A 24,869-nucleotide genomic window follows, 5' to 3' on the forward strand; every position below is an offset into this window, starting at 1 on the left:
GCGGGGGCTGCGCCGTCTGATAGCCGCTGCAGCCTCCCGCGAAGCCCGTTCCTCAACCTGCCCGGCCGCCTCCTGAAAGGCTGCCGACCCTCTCCGCCGCGAAGCGCTCGCGCAGCCATGAAGCGGCCGGGCCGCAGGGCCGCTGCTTGTGCCAGACCAATTCGAGGGCGATCGGCCAATCGCCCTTGTCGAATTGCAGGTCAGGCGTGACGAGGTACGGCGCGGTTTGGGAGGCGGCGATGACGTGGTCGGTAACGAAGGCCCAGCCGATTCCGTGCTTCACCATCTCCAGAATGACCCAGTGACTCTCCACCCACCACACCTCGGCGGCCACCCGCAGGCGGCGCTTCTCCGGTCCGTCGCTGCGCGCGGCCACGAGGATCTGGCGGTGGCGCTTCAACTCCTCCCACTCCACCCGCGCCTTCGCGAGCGGATGGTCGCGTCCGCAGACGAGTTTGAGCGGCACCCAGCCGATGGTCTGGAAGCCAAGCTCCGTCGGCAGGACTTCCTGGCGCCACATCACGCCGAGATCCGCGGCCCCCGATTGCACCATGCGGCTGACATCCTCCATCAGCGGGAAGAGCAGCTCCAGTTCCACGAAGGGGAAGTGCCGGGCGAAATCGGCGAAGAGGGCGCCGAGCGCGTGCTCGGGATAGAGTTCGTCGATGGCGACGACCAGCCGGTTCTCGACCCGCTGCTCCAGGCTGCTCGCCACACCGATCAGGTGCTCGCGCCGGTCGAGCACGACGCGCGCCTCCAGGAGAAGCCGCTCCCCCGCCGGAGTGAGCACCGGGTTCCGGCCCGTCCGGCTGAACAGCGCCAGCCCTAGATCAAGCTCGAGGTTGGCCACCTGGGTGCTGACGGCCGATTGCGCCTTCCGCAGCCTGCGGGCCGCGCCGGAGAAGGAGCCGACCTCGGCCGCGGCCACGAAGGCCTGAAGCTGTTCGAGCGAGACGGCCATCCATCTGGTTTCCAGATACGTTCCAACTTGGCAGCCGGTGTATCGCAGATAGAAGGCGGCGGACCAACCCAGGCGTTCCAGGGCAAGTCCATGCGCACCACACGTGACCGTATCCGCCACGCGATCCTGTTCGAGCTGTTCGGCCTCGCGCTGATCATCCCGTTCGGGACCGTACTGTTCGGGCTGCACGCCTCCGACATGGGTGTGATCGGTGTCGGCAGCGCCCTCGCCGCGACAGCCTGGAACTACCTCTACAATCTCGGCTTCGATCGAACGATGCAGCGGCTGGCCGGACACACCCGGAAGAGCCTCATCCTGCGGGTGGGTCACGCCGTGCTGTTCGAGGCGGGGCTGCTCGTGATCCTGCTGCCGCCGATCGCCTGGTATCTCGGCATCGGCCTCGTCGAGGCCTTCGTCATGGATCTCGCGATCGCGGCCTTCTACGTGGCCTACGCCTTCGTCTTCAACCTAGCCTACGACCGGGCCTTCCCGCTGCCGGGCTGGGGCGAGGCCGCGGCGGCGTCCCGCTGACCCGGCCTGCCACCGCGATCATCGTCTCTCCCCAACGGGCGCCCCGATGCTGTAAGCGGGCGCCATGACCGTCCACTTCATCGGCGCCGGACCGGGCGCCGCCGACCTCATCACCCTGCGCGGCCGCGACCGGATCGCGGCCTGCCCGGTCTGCCTCTATGCGGGCTCGCTGGTGGCGCCCGAGATCCTGTCGTGGTGCCCTCCGGGCGCGCGCATCATCGACACCGCCCCCCTCGACCTCGACGCGATCATGGACGAGATCGGGCGCGCAGAGGCCGCCGGCCAGGACGTGGCCCGGCTGCATTCCGGCGACCTCTCGGTCTGGAGCGCGCTCGCCGAGCAGACCCGTCGGCTCGACGCACTCGGCATTCCCTACACCGTGACACCGGGCGTCCCCTCGTTCGCCGCCGCCGCCGCCCTGCTGCGGCGCGAGCTGACTGTGCCGGGGCTGACGCAATCGGTGGTGCTCACCCGCACCTCCGGTCGGGCGAGCCCGATGCCGGACCGCGAAAAACTCTCCGCTTTTGCGGCCACCGGGGCGACCCTGGCGCTGCATCTCTCGATCCACGTCGTCGAGCCGACCTGCGCCAGTCTCATCCCGTTCTACGGAACGGACTGCCCAGCGGCCGTGGTGTTCCGCGCGACTTGGCCCGACGAGCGGGTTCTGACCGGAACGCTGACCACGTTGCCCGAGCGCGTGCGTGCGGAAAACATCGAGCGCACCGCCCTGATCCTCGTGGGACCGGCGCTCGACCCATCGGATTTCCGCGAGAGCGCGCTCTACGCGCCCGACTACGACCGCCGCTTCCGTCCCCGCGGCGTGGTCGGCACCGGTGGCGAGACATCGGACGAGGCCGCATCGTGACCTCCGCCCCCGGCCTTCTCGTCGCGGCGCCGCGCTCCGGCTCCGGCAAGACCACGGTGACGCTCGCGCTGATGCGAGCCCTGCGTCGCCGGGGCGTGGCGATCCGCGGCGCGAAATGCGGGCCGGACTATATCGACCCCGCCTTCCACGAGGCGGCGACGGGCCTGCCCAGCCTCAACCTCGACAGCTTCGCCATGCCCGACGCGCTGCTCGACGCCTGCGCCGGCCTGAGCGCGCAGGAGGCCGACCTCGTCGTGGCCGAGGGTTCGATGGGGCTGCACGACGGCATCGTCGCGGGCGAGGGACGCACGGGCGCGAATGCCGACATCGCCGCGCGCTACGGCTGGCCGGTGCTCCTCGTGCTCGACGTGTCGGGTGCGGCGCAATCGGCGGCGGCCGTCGCGCTCGGCTGCGCGGCCTATGATTCCCGGATCCGGATCGCCGGCGTGATCCTCAACAAGGTCGCGAGCCCGCGCCACCGCCGCCTCGTCGAGGCGGGGCTGTCACGGATCGGGCTGCCGGTGCTCGGCGCCTTCCCGCGCGAGGCGGGTCTCGTCCTGCCCGAGCGCCATCTCGGTCTGGTCCAGGCCGGCGAGACCGCCGATCTCCATGCCCGTCTCGACCGGCTCGCCGACCTCGCGGAAGCCTCCCTCGACCTCGACGCGATCCTGTCCGTGGCCGGCGGGCACGCCCCCGCCGCCATCGATGGTCTGCCGAAGCCACCGGCGCAACGGATTGCGGTGGCGCAGGACGCCGCCTTCTCGTTCCTCTACCCGCACATGCTGGCGGGCTGGCGCACGGCCGGCGCCGAGATCGTGCCGTTCTCGCCGCTCGCGGACGAGGCGCCAGGAGGCGATTGCGACGCCTGCTGGCTTCCGGGCGGCTATCCCGAACTGCATGCGGCCCGGCTTTCCGCGGCGGGCCGCTTCCGCGACGGAGTGCGGGCCTTCGCGCAGACGCGGCCGGTCCACGGCGAGTGCGGCGGCTATATGGTTCTGGGCGAGAGCCTGGAGGATGCGGACGGGCTCACCCATCCGATGTGCGGCCTGCTGCCGGTCGCGACCTCGTACCGGCGGCGAAAGCTCCATCTCGGCTATCGCGTCGCGCATCTTCTCGCCGATGGGCTGCTGGGCGCCGCCGGCACACGCCTCGTCGGTCACGAGTTCCATTACGCGAGCGAACTCACGCCAAGCCCGGAGGACGACCTCGCGCTCGCGCGGGTGACGGATGCGGAGGGCGTGCCGCTCGGCCTCGCCGGCCACCGCCGGGGCCGCGTCACCGGCAGCTTCTTCCACCTGATCGCCGAAACGGCCGGCGCGTGACACAGGTCCCGACGGTCGCGATGGCGGGAGCGCCACCCGGTCGGATAGGGCAGGATGGGCAACGAGGGGAACGGCATCGCGCCGAAGGCGGGCGCGTCGTGCTTTCCTCGCTCCTTGCGAAGGCCGGCAGCCGCCGTTCGATACGATGATCGAGAGCCGCAACCGATCCGTCGGTGGATCGCGGCTCTCAGTCCTTGTGGTCCGACACACTCTTGGGCGCCGAGCCCGCACCGGCTCGGCGAAGTGCGGTCAGGCCTCGAGGACTTCCGCTTCCTTCTTGCGGCCGAGACGCGCGGCGCTTCGCACGATCGCCAGTACCTCGCGGCGAAGCTGGTCGTCCTCGATCGTGGCAAAGGCGCGCAGCAGATCGACGGCACCGTGGGCACGCAGGAAGCCGAACACCTCCGTCTGCTCCTGGGCGGCGGCGCCGTCCCCCTCCTCGAAGAAGGCGGAGACCGGGACTTCGAGCAGACGGGCGATCTCGCGCAGGCGCCCGGCGCCGACGCGGTTCTGGCCCTTCTCGTATTTCTGGACCTGCTGGAAGGTCACCCCGACCGCGGTCCCGAGCGCGGTCTGGCTCAAGCCGCGTGCCTTGCGCAGCGCGGTGATCCGGAGCCCGACGAGGCGGTCGACATCGGTTGTCTGTTTCGGCATCATCTTACGGCACGGTCCCTGTTCGACGTCGCGGACCAACCCAAGGACCTTAGGTCGGCAGCGCTTGAGCATTTGCCAGCGTCTTCGGGCATCTCAAAACGCTTCTACTACCGAAGCAGGTCGGGCAGATGCGTTGCGAGGCTACCGTATCGCTGTGGTTTAGCCTAGCTGCAGCATCACCATGAAGTGCATACGCAATGCAAGTGCCTACCTGTTGCCGGATCGGAGTTTTCAGTTTGCTGCTCGGTTTCTGTTCTCTAAACGTTCCTGCGGCGAAATCGGCATGCCGCGCTTGAGTTTGGTGGGATTTCTCACGAATTCGCTGCGAGAGGGGCATTCACACTGCAGGCGGTGAAGCCGCGTCGGCTTCAGCTTACGAGCGAGACTACGTAGAGTCATCAAATTCGGTCGGTCGCGCGGCGATCGGCTCAATCAGATCGGGAGCATTCGGGCATGTTCATCGCGATGAACCGGTTCAAGGTCGTCAAGGAATCGGCGCAAGACTTCGAGCAGGTCTGGCTCGGACGCGACAGTCATCTGGGTGAGATGGAAGGGTTCGTTGAGTTCCATCTGCTGAAAGGGCCGGAGGCCGAGGATCACATCCTCTACGCCTCGCACACGATTTGGCGCTCGCGTGCCGATTTCGAGGCCTGGACCCGCTCGGAACAGTTCCGCAAGGCGCATGGGCGGGTGCCGGGCACAAAGCCGCTCTATCTCGGCCACCCGCAATTCGAAGGATTCGAGGCGATCCAGACCGTTGCCGGGCCCGAGAACGAACAGGCGGCCTGACCCTGCCTCGCTGACGCCTCGTCCCGGTGCGCAGATCCGCGACGAGGCCGCAACGTCTTGTCATTCATGAAGATTTAGGAAAATATCCCGGCCCCCCGGTCGCGATCCGGTCCCGGATGGCGGCCGCCCGGCTTCGCTCCGCCCATGATCTCAGCGAAGCCGCGGCAGGAACACCGCCATCAGCCCGAGGGCGGGGAGGTAGGCGCAGAGGTCGTAGACCTGCTCGATGCCGACATGATCGGCCATTTCTCCGAGCAGGGCGGCGCCGAGGCCGCCCATGCCGAAGGCGAAGCCGAAGAACAGGCCGCCGACGAGCCCGATCCGTCCCGGCAATAATTCCTGTGCATAGACCAGGATCGCCGGCATGGCAGAGGCCAGAATCAGGCCGATCGGCACCGAGAGGATCACCGTCCAGAAGAGACTCACGTGCGGCAGGGCGAGCGAGAAGGGCAGCACGCCGAGGATCGAGATCCAGATCACGAGCTTGCGCCCGAATCGATCACCGATGGGGCCGCCCAGAATCGTGCCCGCCGCCACCGCTCCGAGGAAGACGAACAGGTAGACCTGAGCGAGCGCCACAGGCACTCCGAAGCGATGAATCAGGTAGAACGTGTAGTAGGACGAGAAACTCGCCATGTAGAAGTATTTGGAGAAGATCAGCCCCAGCAGGATCGCGACCGTCACCACGATCCGCGCGCGGCTCAGCCGGCCGGACAGGGTCCCGGTGCTCATCCGGGCGATCCGCGGCACCCCAGCGAGATGCCGCGCGTACCAGCGCCCGACCGCGCCCAGCACGAGGATGCCGGCCAAAGCTGCGAGGCAGAACCAGGCGACGCTGCCCTGGCCGTGCGGCACCACGACGAAGGCGGCGAGGAGCGGCCCGAGCGCCGTGCCGGCATTGCCGCCGACCTGGAACACCGATTGCGCCAGCCCGTAGCGGCCGCCGGATGCGAGCCGCGCCACCCGGCTCGCCTCGGGATGGAAGATCGCGGAGCCCAGCCCGATCAGCGCCGCGGCGGCAAGCAGGGCGCCGTAGGCCGGCGCCACCGACAGGAGAGCGAGCCCGGCGAGCGACAGCCCCATGCCGGCGGCCAGCGAGTAGGGCAGCGGGCGACGGTCCGTGTAGAGGCCGACCGCCGGCTGGAGCAGCGAGGCTGTCCCCTGAAACACGAAGGTGATGAGCCCGATCTGACCGAAATCGAGGTGAAAGCCTGCCTTGAGCAGGGGATAGAGCGCCGGCAGGAGCGACTGCACGAGGTCGTTGAGGAGATGCGAGAGGCTGAGACCCAGGAGCACCGCCAGGGCCGGTCCCGAGGCCTGCTTGGGTGCCTGCGCCGTCACCACCCCCGCGGGCAGGCCCTGCAATCCCAGACTCTCACCCGCCTCGACTGTCATGCCGCACTCCGTCCGGACGGCTCTCCGGCATCGATTTGTCCGGAGAATCGGCGCTGATTTCGCGAGGCCTCGCGCCGCGACGCCACCGATTCCCTCGCAAAAATCACGACTTCCATCTCACATCGGCACCGCACCCGAAGCCGGCTGGATCGATACGGGCCGGATCCGCGTTCGGCCGGCGCCGACGCAGCGGACGAAGGCCTTTCGAAGGATCGGCCGAGCTTTCGTCCGTCGGTCGTATGTCAGTCCGCTGTCGCCCCGGCAACGTCGTTCGGGCGCATCCGGTGCGCGGCTTGCGCAGAGAGGCGCAAAACCGAGAACGGCGACCGAAGACGTCCCGTATCGGGACAGATCATCGCCTCAGGGCAGCACAGCGCGGGACACATGTTTCACGAGCGCCCCCCTCAGCAGTACCAGCGCCTGCCCGACGACCGGACACGCCGTTCCGTCTGGGCCTCGCTTCTACCGCAGCGGCGGCGCACGGCCCTGCGCGTGGGCATGGCAGCCGCGCTGCTCACGGCCGATCTCCTCGCGATCCTTGCGGTCGGCTTTGCGGTGGATGCGGCCTACCACGCGTATATCGGCGACGGGGCGCTGATCCCGCTGACGCAGAGCATGAACCTTCAGACGGCCGTGTTCCTCGCCCTGATCGTGGTGCTGACCAACCTCGCCCGCGGCGAGTACAGCATCGAGCGGTGCCTGTCGCAGACGCCGCACCTGCAGCGCCGGGCGACGCTCTGGCTGATGGCCTGGGCGGTCGCGCTGCTGGCCGGCTTCGCGACGAAGACGACGCAGGACTTCTCCCGCGTCGCCTCGGTCGTCTTCTTCCTCACCGGCCTGCCCGTCACGATCCTCGTCCGCGCGGCGGCGGTGGCGCTGGTGCGCCGTAGCAGCACCTCGGCCTCCCCCTCGGTCAGCCGAGTCCACCTCGTCGGCTACGAGGAGGACGTGACGAACTTCTATGCCAACAACGACGTCGATGCGCTCGGGCTTCGGATTGTCGGCACGAGCTATCTGCGCCGCTACGATCCCGCCTCCGGCCCCGGGAGCGCGGAGACCCTGCTCGCCGAGGATCTCGACCTCGCGGTCTCGGTGGTGCGCTTCCTGCGGCCGGACGACGTGTTCGTGCTGGTGCCCTGGTCGGAGCCTGCCGACATCGAGCGCTGCATCGATGCCTTCCTGCGGGTGCCGGCCGCCCTGCATCTGCGGCCCGGCACGATGATGGACCGCTTTCCCGACCTGCAGGTCACCCGGGTCGGGCGGCTGTCGGGCATCAATATCGGCCGCCGTCCGCTCTCCGTCGGGGAGATCCTGCTCAAGCGCGCCTTCGACGTGACTCTGGCCGGGATCGGGCTCCTGCTGCTCGCCCCGCTGTTCGTCGCGCTCGCCGTGCTGATCAAGCTCGACAGCCCCGGCCCGGTCTTCTTCCGGCAGCGGCGCTACGGCTTCAACCAGGAGGCGTTCGGCGTCTTCAAGTTCCGCAGCATGAAGACCGCCCCCGACGCCCCGTTCCGGCAGGCCTCGCGCAACGACGACCGCATCACTCGGATCGGCGCCCTGCTGCGCCGGACCAATCTCGACGAGTTGCCGCAGCTCCTCAACGTGATCCGGGGCGACATGTCGCTCGTCGGCCCCCGCCCGCACGCGCTGGCGCATGACCGCAGCTTCGAGCGGCGCATCGCCCTCTACGCCCGCCGCCACAACGTGAAGCCGGGCATCACCGGCTGGGCGCAGGTCAACGGCTTTCGCGGCGAGACCCTGACCGATGCGGCGATGGAAGCCCGTGTCCAGGCCGACCTGCACTACATCGACAACTGGTCGCTCTGGCTCGACATCACGATCCTCTTCCGCACGATCGCATCGCCGCGGGCCTACCGCAACGCGTTCTGACCCAAGCGTTCAGCCCAGGGACCTACGGGCGATGCGGCTCTTCCGGCAGGTCTCCGCGCTCACGGCAGGTGCCGCACTCGCCCTCGACCTCCAGAATCCGGCTCGTGGGGGTAAAGCCAGCCGCGGCCAGCGTCTGGTCGAGGGCACTCTCGACCGCCGGGGCAGTCATCTCGCCGATGCCGCCGCAAGTGCGGCAGATCAGGAAGACCAGGCCCGCCCCCGCGCCGTGCTCGTGCCCGCAGGAGACGAAGGCGTTCCGGCTGGAGATGCGGTGGACAAGACCTTGCTCGGTAAGGAAGTCGAGTGCGCGGTAGACCGACACCGCCGCGACCCGCCGCCCGGGCGCGCTCATCCGCTCGGCGATGTCGTAGGCGCCGAGCGGCCGATGCTCCGCCGCCACCGCCGCGAGCACGTCCCGCCGCAGCCGCGTGAATTGCAGGCCGCGCGCTTGGCAGACGCGCTCCGCCCGCTCGATCACGTCTCCGGCTTCGTGGCCCCCGCCGCAGCCGGCCCCGTCATGACCATGATGGTCATGCGCGTGCCCGTGGTGGTCGCCTTGGCCGTGCTCCTGCTGCGCGTGACCGCGCATCCCGACCTCCCCGGTATCGGCGTCTGAGATCGCCGCATGGTATCGCCGCTTGTACCGCCACTTGGCACGGGCCGATTGAACTCAATCCGTGTTACAGTGTATCAGCCCCACCAAGATAGGCGTCCGGCCGCAATCGGGCAACGAGGCGGAGAACGGCGCGGGCCGCGGCATCCCCAGCCTCCGCGACACCGCCCGCTCCGGCCATCCTCGGAGATCCCATGACCCGTGCCGGCGGGACCGTCCGCCTCCCGCGCCGCTCGCTGTTCCGCAGCGGAGTCGGCCTTCGCCTGGCGGCGGCCCTCATTCTGTCGAGCCTGCTCTGGGCGGTGATCCTGTGGGCCAAGTCATGAGCGGAGCCGTGAGCGGTGGGACGGCAGGGGCGGGCGCCATCCGGTTCCGGAGCCTGACCCTCGGCTATGACCGGCATCCGGCAGTCCACCATCTCGACGGCATCATCGCGGCCGGCGACCTTCTCGCGGTGGTGGGACCGAACGGCGCGGGCAAATCCACCCTCCTGAAGGGCATCGTCGGCGAGATTCGTCCCCTCGACGGAACAGTCGAGGCGGGGCCGCGCTCCGGCGCCGTCGCCTACCTGCCGCAGGCGGCTGAGATCGACCGCAGCTTCCCCTTGAGTGTCCTCGACCTCGTGGCGATGGGCCTGTGGCGCCCGCTCGGCGCGTGGCGCAGCCTCACACGCCAGCGCGCGCGCCTGATCGAGGCGCTCGCGGCGGTCGGGCTTACCGGCTTCGAGGACCGGCCGATCGGGACCCTCTCCGGCGGACAGTTCCAGCGGGCCCTTTTCGCCCGGCTGATCCTGCAGGATGCCCGGATCATCCTGCTCGACGAGCCCTTCACCGGCATCGACGAGCGCACCACCGGCGACCTGCTCGCGCTGATCCGCGGCTGGCACCGCGAGGGCCGCACCGTGGTCGCGGCCCTGCACGACCTCTCCCAGGTGCGCGCGCATTTCCCCTCGACCCTGGTGCTCGCCCGCCGCCCGATCGCCTGGGGGCCGACCCGCGAGGTGCTGACGCCGTCGGTTCTGGCGCGGGCGCTGCGCCTGTCCGAGGCTTGGGACGAGGCCGCCGCCATCTGCCGCCATGAAACGCATCATGAGGCGCACCCCACGGATGGTGCCGGCGCAGACGGGACGCACGATCACGGCCATGGCGATGATCACCACGATCACCACGGGCACGGCCATGCCCATGCGCATCACGGGGCCGTCTCGTGACGCTCGCCGACCTCACTGACATCCTGGTCGGGCCCTTCGTCGAGTTCGGCTTCATGCGCCGGGCGCTCGCCGGCTGCCTCGCCCTGTCCCTGTCGGCGCCGCCGCTCGGCGTCTTCCTGATGCTTCGTCGGATGAGCCTGATGAGCGAGGCAATGAGCCATGCCATCCTGCCCGGCGCCGCCGCGGGCTTCCTCGTCGCCGGGCTGTCGCTGCCGGCGATGACGCTGGGCGGGCTCGTGGCCGGGCTCGCGGTGGCTTTGGCCGCCGGGCTCGTCACCCGCTCGACCGTGCTGAAGGAGGATGCGAGCCTCGCCGCCTTCTACCTGATCTCGCTGGCGGGCGGGGTGTTCCTCGTGTCGCTGCGCGGCTCGCAGGTCGATCTTCTGCACATCCTGTTCGGCACCGTGCTGGCGCTCGACGACGACGCACTCACGCTGCTCGGCGGCATTGCCAGCCTGACGCTGGTCGCGCTCGCCCTGCTCTACCGCCCGCTGGTGATCGAGTGCGTCGATCCCTTGTTCCTGCGCACGGTGAGCCGCGCCGGCGGCCCGGTCCACTCCGCCTTCCTCGCGCTCGTGGTGGTCAACCTCGTCGGCGGCTTCCAGGCACTCGGCACGCTGCTGGCGGTCGGCCTGATGCTGCTGCCGGCGATCACCGCCCGGTTCTGGGCCGCAGACCTGTCGGGCCTGATCCCGGTGGCGATGCTGGTCTCGATGCTCTCCAGCGTGACCGGCCTGCTCGTCTCCTACCATGCCGGCATCCGGCTCCCGACGGGACCGGCGATCGTGCTGGCGGCGGGCGCGCTCTACCTCGTCTCGATGGTGGTCGGCCCCCGCGGGGGCCTGATCCACCGCCTCGTGCGGCGGCGTCACCTGGAGGCGTGATCCGCTTCCGGCGTCGCACGGCGGAGCGGATGCCGGTGAAGTCGCAGCGCAAACGACGCGAGTGCCCTTTCCGGCATCGTCGCGGTGCTGGATCGCTTTGCCCAACAGCTCACGACGACGGTGCCGCACCTCCTCCTCGTCCATTGCGAGGCGAAGCCGAAGCAATCCAGCGCCGCTCCTATCCGGGAGGATCGCGCCCTTGCAGCCCGAGAACGTCGAGAAGAGAGAAGGGCCTACAGCCCGAGGCCGGGGATCGCCTGCGAGATCCAGGCGAAGGCGCCCATGATGCTGGCGAACAGGGTGTAAACGAAGCCGATCGAGATGCCGACGCCGACACCGCCGATCAGCAGCCCGATCAGCACCACGAACCCGTCGCGCTCCACCAATCCGAGGCCGATCAGCGAGACGGCAAGGCCGAGCGGAATCTGGCCGAAGAAGGGCGGCGCCACGATGAGCGCCAGCGCGAGCGCCAGGATCAGCACGCCCATGCCGCGCATGCCGATGGCGCCGTCGAACACGCTCAGGCGCGGACGCGACCAGCGCTCCAGCCGGCGCAGGAGCGGCACGGCGCGGTTCACCGCCTTCTCCACCGTCGCACGGGCGATCGACTGGTCGAGCAGCCGCCGCGGCAGCCACGGCGACGACATCCCGGCCACGATCTGGATGGCGATGACGAGCAGGACCAGCCCGCAGACCAGCGGGATCGGCGGCGGCATCGGCAGGCAGTTGGGCAGGCCGAGCAGCACCACGAGCAGCGCGAAGGCGCGGTCCCGCAGCACGGCGACGATGTCGCCGACGGTCAGCCGCTCGCTCTCCTGGCTCGCAAGCATCGTGAGAACGTCGGAAGTGCGTGCAGCGGAGGACAAACCGGCTCGGCCGTTGATCTTTCGGTGAGCGCGGCTCTAGCCCAACCTGAACCATCCGCCAAGCGCCATCGCCCCCGCAGGCGTGCTGTGCCACACAGCAACAAACCACGCTCAGGTTTGTCAGTTAAACTCGTCCCACATCTCAAGTAAGTTCGCACCGATAACTTATCTTGGATGACAGATTTCTCTTAACCAACGCTCCCACCTATGACAACCATTGGTCGTTCCGCCGGCTTTCGCGCGACCTCCAATGTCGAACCGTCTTCCCTCGAACGAAGGTGGACGCCATCCGGCCACGTTCCGGCGGATAGCGGTTCGCTACACCCAATGGTGGCTCCTCCTCGCCATTGTCGCGGGCCTCCCGCGCGATCGGGCCCGGGCCAACGAGGCGGCCCTGCGGGCCGTTCTGTTCGGCAGCATGGAGGCCGGCGCCTCGACCTTTTCCGCCAGCGGGGCGAAGCTCGTCTTCGACCGGTTCGACCGGGACGGCCCCGTCGCACTGGTGACGGCCGGCGGCGGCGTGCGGCTGGAGGATGGCGGCCGCGCACCGACGATGATGCGCTTCACCGCCCTGGGCGCCGCGCTGGCCGGCTACCAGTTCATCCGGGACTGGGGAGCGGTGACGGTGTTCGCCGGCCCGGAGGCGTCCTGGGAGTCGCTGTCCGGTCCTGGCTTCCTACAGGCACTGCCCCTGCGGACGGGCCTGCGCCTGCACGGCGAGGTCTGGGCGCGGCCGACGGAGACGACGCTGGCGACCGCGACAGTCATCCTCGGCTCCGCCCGCGGCGACGCCTATGCTCGGCTATCCTGGGGCACCGCGCTGTTCGGCGCCTATCTCGGCCCGGAAGCTGCTGTCTTCAGCGACCGAACCGATTACCGGAAGTGGAGCGTCGGGCTGCATGCCACCGACTACGCGATGGGCGGCTACCGCTTCCGCCTGTCTGCCGGTTGTCAGCTCGAGACGCCGCTCAACCAGTGGAGCCCCTACATCTCCCTCGCGATCTGGAATACGCTGTGAGGCGGCTTAACCTTTGGTGCGCAGCGAGGAGCGCCCGCCATCGACGCCGATCACCTGCCCCGTGACGTAGCTCGCCTCCGGGCCGACGAGGAAGGCCGCGAGCGCGGCGGCATCCTCGGGCTCGCCGAGGCGCTGGAGCGCGTGCATCGAGGCGATGCCAGAGGCCAGCGTCGCGTTGCGAGTGATGGCCTCGGCGAGCGGCGTACGGGTCAGCGAGGGAGCGACCACGTTCACCCGGATCGCGGGCGCGAGCTCCGCAGCGAGCGAGAGGGCGAGCCCCTCAACCGCCCCCTTGGCCATGGCGACCGAGGCGTGGTGCGAGAACCCTTGCGCGGCGGCCACGGTGGAGAACAGGACCACGCCCGCGCTCCCCTCCCCTGCACCCGCCTTGAGCGCCGGAGCCGCCGCCTGCACCGCAAGGAAGGCGCCGAGCGCGTTGATGCGGAAATCCGCCTCGATGCGGCTCGGATCGAGCTTGGCGAGCGGCGCGAGCTGGATCGTGCCGACCGCGTAGACGAGGCCGCCGAGGCGCGTGCCCGCTTCTTCCGTGACGCGCGGGAACAGTGCCGGATCGGTGACGTCGCCAGCGGTGAAGCCGGTCTCGCCCAGTTCGGATGCCGCCCGCTCCAGACGCTCCGGATCGCGCCCGACGAGGTGGAGGGCGGCCCCCCGCGCGCGCAGGGTCCGCGCCGTGGCAAGGCCGATCCCGCCCGTTCCGCCGTAGATCACGACCCGTTCCATGAAGCCCCCCGGCCGAGCGATCTTCGCCCGGCGATTTCGCCAACCTCTGAAATCCACTAGCTAAGGCGGAGCCGGGGGGCGTGGAGCCGACCGGCGCCGCCATATGCCCGCGCCGAACGTCGCAGGGCATTTTTCGCCAGCCACGGGACCTCGCCACCCATGAAATTCGCCTTCGCCGGCATCGACTTCCTCGGCGGCGTGTTCGACGTGCTGATCGAGGCCGGGTGGACGCCGGTGAAGCTGTTCACCCGACCCTGCGACGGCATCTACGATTTCAACGAGGTCGTGGTGGCGCAAGCCCGGCGCCACCGCATCCCAATCCAGCTCTCGCGGCTCCTGCCCGACGACATCGAGCGGCTCGCCCAGGAGCACGGCCGCGACGTGGCCCTCGTCGTCGCCGGCTATCCCTGGCTCGTGCGGGGCTGGTACGGGCGGGTCCGCTACGCGCTGAACGTCCATCCCTCGCCGCTGCCAACGGGGCGGGGCCCCTACCCGCTCTTCAAGGCGATTCTCGACGGGTACGAGAGTTGGGGGGTCACCGCGCACGTGCTCGCCGAGCAGGGCTTCGACACCGGCGACATCGTCGCCCAGGACATCTTCACCCTCGACAGCCATGAAACCCACGAGACACTGCTCGCCAAATGCCAGATGGCGGCCCGCCGCCTCGTCCTCGGACCGATCGGGAAGGACTTGGCCGATCGCTGGCGCAAGGCGGAGCCGCAGGGCGACGGCTCCTACTGGCCGCGGGTGAACGACGCCGACCGCACCCTCGACTTCCGCAAGGACGTGGCCGAGGTGCTGCGTCGCGTGCGCGCTTTCGGCGCGATCGAGACCATCGCGCGGCTCGGCGGCACCCGTGTCTTCGTCGCCGCCGCCGAAGGCTGGCAGGAGGCGCATCGCCACGCCCCCGGCACGGTCGTGCACCGCTACCGCCGCCACGTCGTGGTCGCCGCCCGCGACGGCTACGTGCAGTTCACCCGCTGGAGCCCTGTGCCGCTCAACGAGGCCGCCCAGATCGGGCGCTGAGTCCATGCCGCCGATGCGCCGCAAGGGCGATCTGCCCCAAAAGATCTGCGCCCGGTGCGGCCGCCCCTTCACGTGGCGCAAGAAGTGGGAGCGCGTCTGGGACGAGGTGCGCTACTGCTCGGACCGCTGCCGGGCGGAGGCGAAGCGGGAGGCGCGCAAGACCTGACCTCGGTCTCAGCCCCCCAACGCCTTCGGCGTGTCGACATCGAAGATCACCGCCGGATCGGCCGGCACCTCCAGCAGGTCGTCGCGGCGTTTCAGGATCGGCCCGGCGCCGCGGTCGCCGGACAGCGCGGCGAGGTCGGCGCCCAGATGCGCGAGATCGAGCAGCACCGGATTGCCGCGGCGCCCGCCGCTCACAGGTACCACCGCGGATGGACGCGGTGTCGCGCCGGCATAGGCCGTGATCAGCGCATCGATATGGGCTGCCTCGATCCGCGGCATGTCACCGAGCAGCACCACCGCCGCCTCGGTTTCCGGCGGCAGGGCGGCCAGCCCGAGGCGCAGCGAGGCCGAGAGGCCGGCGGCGGGGTCGGGGTTCTCGACCAGCGTCAGGTCGAGGCCGGCCAACGCCGCCCTCACGGCCTCGGCATGCGCGCCGAGGACCGCGACGACCGGCCCGGCGCGCGAGGCCAGAGCCGCCTCCGCGGCGCGGCACACCATCGGCCGGCCGGCATAGGGCGCGAGCATCTTCGGTGCCGACCCGAAGCGGGAACCGAGGCCGGCGGCGAGGATCACCGCACCAACGCGCAACTCAGACGCCGTCACCACCCGACCTCGGCTGGCCGCGCAGGGGAATCTCGGTCAGCAGACCGCCGACGCCGAGGCGCACGATATCGGCCCGGGACACGGAGAGCCCCGCGAGCAGGCGGTGCAGGACGAAGTCGAAGCCGTTCTCCTTCGGCGAGCGGGCGCAGCCCGGCGCTCCGATCACCGGGACGGCGCCGAGGGCGCCGAGCAGCAGCAGATTTCCGGGATCGACCGGCATGCCGAACTGTTCGACCCGGCCGCCCGCAGCCTCCAGGCCGGCCGGGATCACGTCGCGCCGGTCGGCGATGGCCGAGGCGCCGAACACCACGACCAGCTCCACCCCTTCCGCGACTGCACGCGCGATGGCGCCCGCGACCGGGTCGGCCTCGTGCCGCACGCGGGTTTCGGTGACGATCCGTGCCCCCGTCGGCGCCAGCCGGTCGGCTAGCACGCGCAGGGTCTTGGCGACGGTCGCGGATTTCAGGCCGGGCAGCAGCGTCGAGACGACGCCGACCCGCTTCAGGCGGTAGGGCGCCAGCCGCATCGGCGGCGCGTCGGCGGCGGCGAGCGCGCGCTCCAACGGCGCGGCGGCGACCGCATAGGGGATGATCTTGACCGTCGCGACCATCTCGCCCGCGGCCACGGGCCGGAAGGCCGGCAGGGTCGCCACCGTGATCGCCTCGTCCACGGCGTTGACCGCATCGATGCAGGCGGGCTCGACCACGAACACGCCCGCGGCGTCAGCGAACAGGTTGCAGCGACCGGTGAAGGGAGCCTCCGGGCGGAGGCCCTTCCCAGCGAGGTGGCGAGCGAGGCGGGCCGCCGCCGCGTCCTCACCGACATCGCCGGGATCGAGCCGGACGGCCAGGATCTCAGCGACTCCGGATTCGGCGAGCCGCAGAGCCTCCGCCTCGGGGATCGGCCGGCCCTTCTTAAGGCTCGCGCCCTCGGCGCGCACGGTATGGGCGGCGATCAGCCCCGCACTGTCGCGGGTCGCGACGGGTCCGAACTGCATGGGCTCAGCGTCCCGCTGCCGCGTCGCAGCCCTTGCGCAGGGTCGCGACGAGTTGAGCAAGAATCGACAGCGCGATCTCCGCGGGCGAGACCGCGCCGATATCGAGCCCGATCGGTGCGTGGATCCGGCCGATCACCGCCGCGTCGAACCCGGCCTGCTCCAGCCGCTCGACGCGGCGCGCTTGGGTTTTCCGCGATCCGAGGGCGCCGATATAGGCGCAGTCCGCCCGCAGGGCCGCGATGAGGGCGGGATCGTCGATCTTCGGATCGTGGGTGAGCGCGGCGACAGCCGTGTAGGCGTCGAGAGGCCCGACCTCCTCAAGCGCCTTGTCCGGCCATTCGGCGATCAGGCGCACGCCGGGAAAGCGCTCCGGGCTGGCAAAGGCCGTACGGGGGTCGATCACCGTGAGATCGAGGCCGAGTTGCGCCGCGAGCGGCACCAGGGCCTGTGAGATGTGCACGGCACCGACAACGACGAGGCGCACGGGCGGCGCGTGGACGGCCACGAAGACCGGACGCCCGTCGGGCCCCTCGCCGAGGCCGCTACGGCCGCTGCGCAGGCGCTCGCGCAGCAGGGCGGCGAGCGGGTCGGCGGCGATCTCAGCGGCGCGCACGAGGCGCTGATCGCCATCCTCGGGATCGGTGACGATCAGGGCCGGGCGGCGCGCCGCGCGCTCCGCGTTGAGGGCCGACAGGGTGTCAAGGCGCATGAGGTCTGTCGCTTGATGCGAGTCGGGCCGCTCACGATAGGAGCGGGAGCGGGTTCGAAAAATCAGTCGATGCGTTCGACGAAGACGCGGATGCGGCCGCCGCAGGAGAGGCCGGCCCGCCACGCGGTTTCGTCGGCGACGCCGAATTCCAGGGTGCGGGGGCGCCCGTCCTCGATCACGTCGAGCGCCTCGGTGATGACCTCGCCCTCGACGCAGCCGCCGGAAACGGAGCCGAGGAAGCGGCTGTCACCGTCGATGACGAGGTGGCTGCCGACCGGGCGGGGCGCCGAGCCCCAGGTCTCGATCACAGTGGCGAGCGCGACCGCGCGCCCCTCGCGCCGCCAGCCCTCGGCGGCGCGCAGGATATCGTCCTCGGTGGAGAGCATGGGCTTCGCGTCCTGAACATTCCGGTCCCGCCGCCCCCGACCGTCCCGTTACGGGAGAGGTAGGCGTGCCGGCTCGTTCCGCAATGCGGCCGACGGTGGCGCTTGCAAGCCCGCGAGGCGGACTTCATCAAGGTCCGGGGATTTTTTCCAGCAGCCGGACGGGGCTTGGTGTGACGAAGCGGACCGCATTGGCAACCCTCCTCGCCCTCGTGCTTGCGAGCCCCGTCGATGCCGCCGAACCGCTGAAGATCGGGCTCGCCGCCCCCATGAGCGGGCCGGATGCCGGGTTCGGCCAGGGCGCGCGGCTCGGCGCCGAGCAGGCAGTCGCCGAGATCAACCGCGCCGGCGGGGTGCTGGGGCGGAAGCTCCAGCTCGTGGTGCAGGACGATGCCGCCGACCCGAAGCAGGCGGTGGCCGTGGCCCGCCGGTTTGCGGCAAGCGGCGTGCGCTTCGTCATCGGCCCGCTCACCTCGGGCGCCAGTGCTGCGGCGAGTTCGGTCTATGAGGAGGCCGGCATGGTCTCGGTCACGCCCGGTGCGACCTGGGCGCCGCTGACCCGCCGCGGCGCCGGCCTGCTGTTCCGGCTCTCGGGCAGCGACGCGCAGCAGGGCGCGCTCGGCGGCACGCTGCTCGCAGAGCGGTTCCGCGGCAAGCCGGTCGCCATCGTCCACGACAAGACCAGCTTCGGCCGCGGCCTCGCCGACGAAGCCGTCCGCGCCCTCAAGGCCCGCGGCGGGCAGGAGCGGCTGTTCGAGGGCATCACCCGCGACGACCGCGAGATCGCTGCTCTCGTCGCCAAGCTGCGGGCGCTCGGGATCGAGGCGATCTATTTCGGCGGCCTGTCGGCCCCGGCCGGAGCGCTGATCCGGGCGATGCGCGAGGCCGGCCTGTCGACGCAGGTGATCGGCAGCGACGGGCTGCTCGACAGGGACTTTTCGCAGGTTCCCGGCGCCGAGGGCACGCTGATGACGGTGGCGCCCGCGCCGCCCCGCCTACCCGAGCCGAGGGGCGCCAAGACACCGCGGAGTGCGGAGGCCGAGATGTTCGCAGGCCCGGCCTATGCGGCGGTCGAGGTCGTGCGGCAGGGGATCGAGGGCGCCCGCTCGGTCGAGCCGTCCAAGGTCGCGGCCTTCCTGCATGGCGGCGCCACCTTGCGGACGGTGCTCGGCGAAGTAGCGTTCGACGCAGGCGGCGATCTCGTGAAGCCGCCGTTCTCGGTCAGCGCATGGCGCCGGCTTCCCGACGGGCGGCTCGACTTTGCCGGCAACGACATCACGCCATGAGCTGGCGGAGGCCGCAAAATTCCACCCGGCGTTGAGGTTAAGCGGACCTTGCGTGGCGGATATTCTTGCACAAACCGCGTCTGACGCTTAAGTCGCAGGATTGGTGCCCTTCGCGAAACACCCGTCGTGCCGCTTGTCCGGCCGGAGGGAGGACTCCCCGATCCGGGAGTTTCGCGAAAGGCACCCGACGCCCGGCATCGCTGACGCCTCTCGTCCCGAGCGGATCGGACCCGCAGCGCCGCGCGTTTCGCACGATAGACCGATTTTTTGATTTTGCCGGAGCGCCCCGTGCAGGCAGCCCGGCCGGAGATAGATGTATGGCAAAAGAGGAATTGATGCAGTTCGACGGCTTGGTCGTCGAGATCCTGCCGGACGCGCGCTACCGCGTGCAGCTCGACCAGGGTCACGAGATCGTCGCCTACACGGCCGGCAAGATGAAGAAGAACCGCATCAAGACCCTGGCCGGCGACCGCGTCACCGTCGAGATGTCGCCCTACGATCTGGAGAAGGGCCGCCTCGTGTTCCGTCACAAGGACGAGCGTTCCGGTCCGCGTCCGCCCCAGCGCGGCGGTCAGCAGTTCCGTCGCCGCTAACGGCGTCGAACCACTTTCGGTTCGATCGAGCTTGCCGAGCGGCGCCCCACAGGGCACCGCCCGAAAGTTCCAAGAATTACTTCCCGAACCGCTCGAATTTCGGGAAGCTGCGGGTCATCAGGGCGCCAGCGTCGGAGCGGTGGCCCATGAACTTCTCCAGCATCGCCGCCTGATAGAGCCGTGCCTGACCCGAGCCGTCGCGCCAGGGTAGCCCCTCCGCCAGCGTGAAGACGCAGGCGTCCGTGAGCTGGCTCTGGCGGCAGCGCTGCAGGCGCACGCCCTTGCCGCGGCCGAGTTCCGTGACTTCGGAGGCCGGGAAGACCAGCATCAACTTGTCGGACGAGCAGACGGCGATGTGATCGCCCTCGGCCGGTACCAGCAGCACCGCGCGCGTCCCCTCGTCGAGGCCGAGAATCGCCTTGCCCTTGCGGGTGTTGGCGACCAGCGCGTCGGAGGGCGCGATGAAGCCGCGCCCGTCCGAGCCGGCGACGAGCAGCTTGCTCTCCGGCTTGTAGGGCAACGCCGCGACGATCTCGGTGCCATCGTCGAGATCGACCATTAGCCGCACCGGATCGCCGAAGCCGCGCCCGCCGGGCAGCTTCGAGGCCTCGATGGTGAAGACCTTGCCGTTCGAGGCGAGCAGCAGGATCTTGGCCGTCGTCTCGCTGAGGAAGGCGACCTTCAGCGTGTCGTCGCCCTTGAAGGCGACGCCCGACAATTCGGTCACGTGCCCCTTGAGCGCACGGATCCAGCCCTTCTCGGACAGGATCACCGTGATCGGCTCGCGCTCGACCATGGCGGCGGTGAAGTCGATGCCGGCGGTGTCGGGCGGGTTCTCCAGGGTGGTGCGGCGGCGGCCCAGCTTGGTCTCGGGCCCGAAGGTCTTCTTCACCGCGCGGATCTGCTTGGTGATCTCGGTCCACTGGAGCTTCTCGGAGGCCAGCAATCCTTCGATCCCCTCCTTCTCCGCGGTCAGCGCCTCGAACTCGCGCTTCAGCTTCATCTCCTCGAGCTTGCGCAGGGAGCGCAGGCGGGTGTCGAGGATCGCGTTGGCCTGGACCTCGGTGAGTTCGAACCGGGCCATCAAGGCGGCCTTCGGCTCGTCCTCCTCGCGGATGATGCGGATCACCTCGTCGAGGTCGAGATAGACGATGAGCAGGCCGCCGAGGATTTCGAGGCGCCGCTCGATCTGGCCGAGGCGGTAGCTTGAGCGGCGCTGGAGCACGACGCGGCGGTGATCGGCCCATTCGCGCAGGCACTCGGCGAGACCAATCACCCGGGGTACGACCCCGCCGACGAGGACGTTGAGGTTCAGCGGAATCCGCGATTCCAGCTCGGAGAGCCGGAACAGCGACTCCATCAGCATCACCGGATCGACCGAGCGCGAGCGCGGCTCCAGCACGACGCGCACATCCTCCGCCGATTCGTCGCGCACGTCGGCGAGCAGCGGCAGCTTCTTCTCCTGGAGCAGGTCGGCGAGCTTCTCGATGAGGCGGGCCTTCGGCACGCCGTAGGGAATCTCGGTGACGACGATGTTCCATGTGCCGCGGCCGAGATCCTCCTTGGCCCAGCGCGCCCGCACGCGGAACCCGCCGCGGCCGGTGCGGTAGGCCTCGCGGATGGTCTCCGGCGTGTCGATCAGGATGCCGCCGGTGGGGAAGTCCGGCCCCTGCACGAAGGTGCAGAGCTGCTCGGAGGTCGCCTCGCGGTTCTGGATCAGGTAGAGCGCGGCGTCGCAGAGTTCGGCGGCGTTGTGCGGCGGGATCGAGGTCGCCATGCCGACCGCGATGCCCTGGCTGCCATTGGCGAGCAGGTTCGGGAAGGCCGCTGGCAGGACGATCGGCTCCTCCTTCTCGCCATTGTAGGAGGCGCGGAAATCGACCGTGTCCTCGTCGATCCCGTCGAGCAGCAGGCGGGCGACCTCGGTCAGCCGCGCCTCGGTGTAGCGGTAGGCCGCCGGACCGTCGCCGTCGATGTTGCCGAAATTGCCCTGGCCATCGACCAACGGGTAGCGCTGGGCGAAATCCTGGGAGAGGCGCACCAGAGCGTCGTAGATCGCTTGGTCGCCGTGCGGGTGGAAGTCACCCATCACGTCGCCGACGATCTTCGCGCACTTCTTGAAGGCCGAAGTCGGGTCGAGCCGCAACAGGCGCATGCCGTAGAGGATGCGCCGGTGCACGGGTTTCAGGCCGTCTCGGGCATCGGGCAGCGCGCGCTGCATGATCGTGGAGAGCGCATAGGCATAGTAGCGCTCCTCCAGCGCCGTCTTCAGCTCGACGCTCTCGATGCCGTCGCTCGGCGGCGGCAGGACGGGCTGGCCCATCACTCACTCCACATCGTCAGTTCAGTCCGGGCGCCGACCTTGCGTCGGCGACCGCCACCGCTCCCCGTCTTGACGGGTCACGGCGCCTCTCGAAATGCGCCGGAACATAACACGAACACGGTCAACTCTGGCCAGTGCCGAGTGCGACGAATCGTGCGCGTTCCTCCGGCGTGTCTTGCGCCCGCGGGCGCCAGACATGCTGATCGAGGAAATAGCCCGTCAAGGTAAACCCCTCCCGAACGTCATGGGTATCAGGCGTGCGCCAGCCGCTGCCGGGCTGGTTGCGGTCGCGCAGAAAGGGCGGCAGCGCCAGCAACCGGTCGCGATAGGGCTCGCCCGCCGAGGCGCTGACCGCGCGCCCGCTTTTGGGCGAGACGTAGACCAGGGCGTCGTTGGCGCCGGTGGCCGCGCAATGCGAGAGATCGAGGCCGAAGCCGAGCCCGGCGAGCAGCGCCAGTTCGAACCGCACCATCAGCGCGGGGGCGATCGCGGGATCGTCGAGATGGGCAATCAGGATCTGCGCTGCCTCGTAAAGCGCCGGATGCGGGTCGCGCTCCGGCAGGAGCCGCAACAGCGAGGAGAGGTGCCCGATGCCGTAGAGTGCGAGGCCCGAGCCCATCAGCCGGGAAGCGTTCGTTTTCAGAGGCTCGACCGCGTAGGAGCCGAGTGCTCCATCAAGCCGCGCCCGCCACGTCGCGCGAAGCGTGTTGCCGGGCTGGAGCATCGGCTGCATCCGCCGCGAGCGCCCGCCATGGACGAGCCCGAGATGGCGCCCGTGCTCCGGGGTCATCAGTTCGAGCACGATTCCGGTCTCGCCGTGCTTGCGCAGGCCGATCACCAGGCCATCGTCGATCCATTGCATGACGAACAGATAATCATTCCGAGGTCGAAACGGGACTGCTCGGCGCATCGAAATCGGGTTGCGGCAGCGGATCCGTTTCCCGCCTTGCTCGAAACCGCTAAGCTTTCGCCGCTCGGGAGATTCGGCGATGATCGGACGGCGCGGTGGAGTGATGCTGGCGATGGCCCTCACGGCCGGGGGCTGCACCACGACCGCGGCACCTCCCGCCTCGTCGTCCACCGGGACGGTCCGCGAGCGTATCGCGACGCTGGCCTTGCGTCAGGTCGCCTTCGGCTCGGTCTCGCTGATTCCGGTGCGGTTCGCGCACAGCCGGATCGCGGGCCCGTTCGAGGATGGCGGCCGCCGACTCTATTGTATCTCAACCCGGATGAGCGGCCGCACCTTCGGCAAGCCGGAACGGCCGAAGCTCGTGGTACGGGAGGAGGCTGCCGCGCTCACCGTCCTGCGGGACGAGGAAGAGGTCTGCGAGGGGCACCGCAGCGAGCCGTTTCCGGAGCTGGATTCTCCGGGCACCTGAACGGGGTTGCGCTCGCACCCACAAAAATGGTCCGTTCCGGCCCGATGGCCCCTCGTACCCTGTCGCTCTCGCTCGACCTGATCGCCCGTGCCCATCCCGACGCCGTCGCCGACGACCCGAACGCGCTGACGTTGCTCTCGGACGAGGACCTTACGCCCGAACTCGATGCGATGCTGGCCCGCCGCGCCGCGCCGGAAGAGGGCCTGTGGGTGTTCGCCTATGGCTCGCTGCTGTGGAGCCCGGAATTCGCCTTCACCGAGCAGCGGGTCGGGACAGTCCGGGGCTGGCACCGGCGCTTCTGTCTGCTGCAGCGGCGCTTCCGCGGCACGCCGGAGAATCCCGGCTTCGTGCTCGGGCTCGACCGAGGCGGGATCTGCCGGGGCGTCGCTTTCCGTCTGGACGATGCCGACCCACACGCAGCGCTGATGCCGGTCTGGCGGCGGGAGATGAAGGGCAAAGGCTACGAGGGACGCTGGGTCAGGGTCGAGACGCAAGGCGGCCCGGTCACAGCGCTGACCTTCATGGTGAACCGGCAGAGCGACCGCTATACCGGCCGCCTGTCCGACGCCGAGATCGCCGAGAGGATCGCGACGGCCTGCGGACATCTCGGCCCGAGCGCCGAGTATCTGTTCCGCACCGTGGACGCCTGCGCCCGGCTCGGCATCCACGACCGGCACCTGTGGTCGCTCCAGGCGCTCGTCGCCGAGCGCCTGCGCGCGGGGTGCGCCGCCTGCGCGTAGCGGCCTCGTCGTCACTGCGAGCGGAAGCGAAGCAGTCCAGCGGCGCGCCCTGTCCGGAAAGGATCGCGCCCTGGATCACTTCGGCTTCGCCTCGCGATGACGGAAGAGGCTGCGAGAAGACCTACTGCCCGTCGATCCGGGCGCCGAGGAGGGCGATGGCGCGCTGGTAGACGCCGGCCGCGTTCCAGCCCTGGATCGCCGCGAAGTTAGGCTCGCCGGGCTGGTAGCCCGCGCCACGCTGCCACCCGTGGCCCTTCAGGAAGTTGGCGGTGGAGTTCAGCGCGACCGGCGCGCTGTCGAGGCTGCCGCCGACGCCGTAGGTCAGGACGTTCTTGGGCAGGAACTGGGTGTGGCCGACCTCGCCGTGGGCCGCCCCGCGGGTCGCCGGCGTCAACACGCCGCTGTCGACGAGCTTGAGCGCGGCGTAGAGTTGATCGGTGAAGTAGGCCGAGCGGCGGCAATCGTAGGCGAGCGTGGCCACCGCCGAGAGGGTGTTCACGTTGCCCTTCACGGCGCCGAAGCCGGTTTCCATGCCCCAGATCGCCAGCAGCGGGCCCGCCGGCACGCCGTAGCGCTGCTCGATCGAGGCGAAGAGCGCCGCATTCTGCTGCTTGAGGGCGCGCCCGCGGGACACGATGGTGTTGCCACCGCGCTTGGCCAGGAACTGGTCGAGCGAGAGCTTGAAGCTCTTTTGCCCGCGATCCGCGGAAATGGTCGCGCTGGAGTAGGAGGTGTTGGCGAGCGCCGCGAGCGCGGCCGGGCTTGCCCGACCCTTGGCCTCGGCGATGAACTCGTCCTTCCAGGCCTCGAAGCCGGCGGCATTGTTGCCGCACTGCGCCGCCTGCGCCGCGCCGGCCAGCCCCATCAGGGTAGCGGCCGCCACCATTCTCAAACCGTGTCCGGACATCCCACACTCCATCAGGCGG

The 24,869-nt window shown here is 69.8% G+C and carries 28 protein-coding genes; 15 read left to right on the forward strand and 13 right to left on the reverse strand.

The genetic code is table 11. The annotated features are described in order from the left end of the window. Positions 1-52 precede the first annotated feature (52 nt). Positions 53-961, reverse strand: a complete 909-nt coding sequence (locus tag FHU13_RS14860; RefSeq protein ID WP_183436645.1) for a LysR family transcriptional regulator — start codon at positions 959-961, stop codon at positions 53-55. A 90-nt stretch (positions 962-1,051) separates the two neighbouring features. Between FHU13_RS14860 and FHU13_RS14865 the strand changes: the two genes are divergently transcribed. The 3 genes from FHU13_RS14865 (at position 1,052) to FHU13_RS14875 (ending at position 3,679) form a co-directional block, all read left to right on the forward strand. Then, a complete protein-coding gene (locus FHU13_RS14865) occupies positions 1,052-1,492 on the forward strand; it encodes a PACE efflux transporter (RefSeq protein ID WP_183436646.1) in 441 nt (146 codons plus the stop codon). A 64-nt stretch (positions 1,493-1,556) separates the two neighbouring features. After that, positions 1,557-2,357, forward strand: coding sequence for a precorrin-4 C(11)-methyltransferase (gene cobM, locus FHU13_RS14870; protein ID WP_183436647.1), 801 nt, complete (start codon positions 1,557-1,559; stop codon positions 2,355-2,357). Continuing rightward, positions 2,354-3,679, forward strand: coding sequence for a cobyrinate a,c-diamide synthase (locus FHU13_RS14875; protein WP_183436648.1), 1,326 nt, complete (start codon positions 2,354-2,356; stop codon positions 3,677-3,679). Before cobM ends, FHU13_RS14875 begins: the two co-directional genes overlap by 4 nt. Positions 3,680-3,928: 249 nt before the next feature. Here the strand turns inward: FHU13_RS14875 and FHU13_RS14880 are convergent, their stop codons facing one another. Next, the gene (locus FHU13_RS14880) at positions 3,929-4,336 is read right to left on the reverse strand and encodes a helix-turn-helix domain-containing protein (protein WP_183436649.1); all 408 of its coding nucleotides are present in this window, start codon (positions 4,334-4,336) and stop codon (positions 3,929-3,931) included. A gap of 450 nt (positions 4,337-4,786) precedes the next feature. Here FHU13_RS14880 and FHU13_RS14885 point away from each other — a divergent pair, with 450 nt between their 5' ends. Next, positions 4,787-5,122 (forward strand): antibiotic biosynthesis monooxygenase, encoded by a 336-nt coding sequence (locus FHU13_RS14885; RefSeq protein ID WP_183436650.1) that lies wholly within the window; start codon positions 4,787-4,789, stop codon positions 5,120-5,122. 150 nt (positions 5,123-5,272) lie between these two features. Here the strand turns inward: FHU13_RS14885 and FHU13_RS14890 are convergent, their stop codons facing one another. Continuing rightward, positions 5,273-6,517: an MFS transporter gene (locus FHU13_RS14890; RefSeq protein ID WP_183436651.1), complete on the reverse strand. Its 1,245-nt coding sequence runs from the start codon at positions 6,515-6,517 to the stop codon at positions 5,273-5,275. 384 nt (positions 6,518-6,901) lie between these two features. Here FHU13_RS14890 and FHU13_RS14895 point away from each other — a divergent pair, with 384 nt between their 5' ends. After that, positions 6,902-8,407: a sugar transferase gene (locus tag FHU13_RS14895; RefSeq protein ID WP_183436652.1), complete on the forward strand. Its 1,506-nt coding sequence runs from the start codon at positions 6,902-6,904 to the stop codon at positions 8,405-8,407. 22 nt (positions 8,408-8,429) lie between these two features. On the opposite strand, the gene FHU13_RS14900 is transcribed toward FHU13_RS14895, so the two are convergent. Further along, positions 8,430-8,996: a Fur family transcriptional regulator gene (locus FHU13_RS14900; protein ID WP_183436653.1), complete on the reverse strand. Its 567-nt coding sequence runs from the start codon at positions 8,994-8,996 to the stop codon at positions 8,430-8,432. 218 nt (positions 8,997-9,214) lie between these two features. On the opposite strand from FHU13_RS14900, the gene FHU13_RS28240 reads away from it, so the two are divergent. The 3 genes from FHU13_RS28240 to FHU13_RS14910 are packed head-to-tail and all read left to right on the forward strand — an operon-like array spanning position 9,215 to position 11,114. Then, positions 9,215-9,346, forward strand: coding sequence for a hypothetical protein (locus FHU13_RS28240; protein WP_281411612.1), 132 nt, complete (start codon positions 9,215-9,217; stop codon positions 9,344-9,346). Further along, the gene (aztA, locus tag FHU13_RS14905; protein WP_183436654.1) at positions 9,343-10,230 is read left to right on the forward strand and encodes a zinc ABC transporter ATP-binding protein AztA; all 888 of its coding nucleotides are present in this window, start codon (positions 9,343-9,345) and stop codon (positions 10,228-10,230) included. The genes FHU13_RS28240 and aztA overlap by 4 nt, the downstream gene beginning before the upstream one ends. After that, positions 10,227-11,114 (forward strand): metal ABC transporter permease, encoded by an 888-nt coding sequence (locus FHU13_RS14910; protein ID WP_183436655.1) that lies wholly within the window; start codon positions 10,227-10,229, stop codon positions 11,112-11,114. Before aztA ends, FHU13_RS14910 begins: the two co-directional genes overlap by 4 nt. Positions 11,115-11,347: 233 nt before the next feature. On the opposite strand, the gene FHU13_RS14915 is transcribed toward FHU13_RS14910, so the two are convergent. Next, positions 11,348-11,944, reverse strand: a complete 597-nt coding sequence (locus tag FHU13_RS14915) for an exopolysaccharide biosynthesis protein (RefSeq protein ID WP_183436656.1) — start codon at positions 11,942-11,944, stop codon at positions 11,348-11,350. A gap of 286 nt (positions 11,945-12,230) precedes the next feature. Between FHU13_RS14915 and bcsS the strand changes: the two genes are divergently transcribed. Beyond that, entirely contained in the window at positions 12,231-12,998 is a 768-nt protein-coding gene (gene bcsS, locus FHU13_RS14920; protein WP_183436657.1) for a cellulose biosynthesis protein BcsS, read from the forward strand. A 6-nt stretch (positions 12,999-13,004) separates the two neighbouring features. Here the strand turns inward: bcsS and FHU13_RS14925 are convergent, their stop codons facing one another. Beyond that, positions 13,005-13,739 carry an SDR family NAD(P)-dependent oxidoreductase gene (locus FHU13_RS14925; RefSeq protein WP_183436658.1) on the reverse strand — a complete coding sequence of 245 codons (735 nt, stop codon included), beginning with the start codon at positions 13,737-13,739 and terminating at the stop codon, positions 13,005-13,007. A gap of 159 nt (positions 13,740-13,898) precedes the next feature. On the opposite strand from FHU13_RS14925, the gene FHU13_RS14930 reads away from it, so the two are divergent. Together FHU13_RS14930 and FHU13_RS14935 are read left to right on the forward strand one after the other, a co-directional pair. After that, on the forward strand, positions 13,899-14,765 hold the full coding sequence (locus FHU13_RS14930) for a methionyl-tRNA formyltransferase (protein ID WP_183436659.1): 867 nt from the start codon (positions 13,899-13,901) through the stop codon (positions 14,763-14,765). 4 nt (positions 14,766-14,769) lie between these two features. Next, positions 14,770-14,931, forward strand: a complete 162-nt coding sequence (locus FHU13_RS14935; protein WP_183436660.1) for a DUF2256 domain-containing protein — start codon at positions 14,770-14,772, stop codon at positions 14,929-14,931. Positions 14,932-14,939: 8 nt separating this feature from the next. Here the strand turns inward: FHU13_RS14935 and FHU13_RS14940 are convergent, their stop codons facing one another. The 4 genes from FHU13_RS14940 to FHU13_RS14955 form a co-directional block, all read right to left on the reverse strand. Next, a complete protein-coding gene (locus FHU13_RS14940; RefSeq protein ID WP_183436810.1) occupies positions 14,940-15,533 on the reverse strand; it encodes an NTP transferase domain-containing protein in 594 nt (197 codons plus the stop codon). Further along, the gene (locus FHU13_RS14945; protein ID WP_183436661.1) at positions 15,520-16,530 is read right to left on the reverse strand and encodes a molybdopterin-binding protein; all 1,011 of its coding nucleotides are present in this window, start codon (positions 16,528-16,530) and stop codon (positions 15,520-15,522) included. Before FHU13_RS14945 ends, FHU13_RS14940 begins: the two co-directional genes overlap by 14 nt. Before the next feature lie 4 nt (positions 16,531-16,534). After that, positions 16,535-17,239, reverse strand: coding sequence for an XdhC family protein (locus FHU13_RS14950; RefSeq protein WP_183436662.1), 705 nt, complete (start codon positions 17,237-17,239; stop codon positions 16,535-16,537). A 62-nt stretch (positions 17,240-17,301) separates the two neighbouring features. Beyond that, positions 17,302-17,625 (reverse strand): XdhC family protein, encoded by a 324-nt coding sequence (locus tag FHU13_RS14955; protein ID WP_012452917.1) that lies wholly within the window; start codon positions 17,623-17,625, stop codon positions 17,302-17,304. 170 nt (positions 17,626-17,795) lie between these two features. Between FHU13_RS14955 and FHU13_RS14960 the strand changes: the two genes are divergently transcribed. Together FHU13_RS14960 and infA are read left to right on the forward strand one after the other, a co-directional pair. After that, positions 17,796-18,908, forward strand: coding sequence for a branched-chain amino acid ABC transporter substrate-binding protein (locus FHU13_RS14960; protein WP_183436663.1), 1,113 nt, complete (start codon positions 17,796-17,798; stop codon positions 18,906-18,908). A 317-nt stretch (positions 18,909-19,225) separates the two neighbouring features. Continuing rightward, entirely contained in the window at positions 19,226-19,501 is a 276-nt protein-coding gene (gene infA / locus FHU13_RS14965) for a translation initiation factor IF-1 (protein ID WP_003600463.1), read from the forward strand. 76 nt (positions 19,502-19,577) lie between these two features. On the opposite strand, the gene parC is transcribed toward infA, so the two are convergent. After that, positions 19,578-21,824, reverse strand: a complete 2,247-nt coding sequence (parC, locus tag FHU13_RS14970; RefSeq protein ID WP_183436664.1) for a DNA topoisomerase IV subunit A — start codon at positions 21,822-21,824, stop codon at positions 19,578-19,580. Between the two features lie 121 nt (positions 21,825-21,945). Next, positions 21,946-22,686, reverse strand: a complete 741-nt coding sequence (recO, locus tag FHU13_RS14975) for a DNA repair protein RecO (RefSeq protein ID WP_183436665.1) — start codon at positions 22,684-22,686, stop codon at positions 21,946-21,948. A 127-nt stretch (positions 22,687-22,813) separates the two neighbouring features. Here recO and FHU13_RS14980 point away from each other — a divergent pair, with 127 nt between their 5' ends. After that, positions 22,814-23,203 carry a hypothetical protein gene (locus tag FHU13_RS14980; protein WP_183436666.1) on the forward strand — a complete coding sequence of 130 codons (390 nt, stop codon included), beginning with the start codon at positions 22,814-22,816 and terminating at the stop codon, positions 23,201-23,203. A gap of 44 nt (positions 23,204-23,247) precedes the next feature. Then, positions 23,248-23,943 (forward strand): gamma-glutamylcyclotransferase, encoded by a 696-nt coding sequence (locus FHU13_RS14985; RefSeq protein ID WP_183436667.1) that lies wholly within the window; start codon positions 23,248-23,250, stop codon positions 23,941-23,943. 121 nt (positions 23,944-24,064) lie between these two features. Here the strand turns inward: FHU13_RS14985 and FHU13_RS14990 are convergent, their stop codons facing one another. Continuing rightward, entirely contained in the window at positions 24,065-24,850 is a 786-nt protein-coding gene (locus tag FHU13_RS14990) for a lytic transglycosylase domain-containing protein (protein WP_183436668.1), read from the reverse strand. Positions 24,851-24,869 lie beyond the last annotated feature (19 nt).

The organism is Methylobacterium sp. R2-1 (genome assembly GCF_014191355.1).
In the GTDB taxonomy this organism is placed as follows: Bacteria; Pseudomonadota; Alphaproteobacteria; order Rhizobiales; family Beijerinckiaceae; genus Methylobacterium.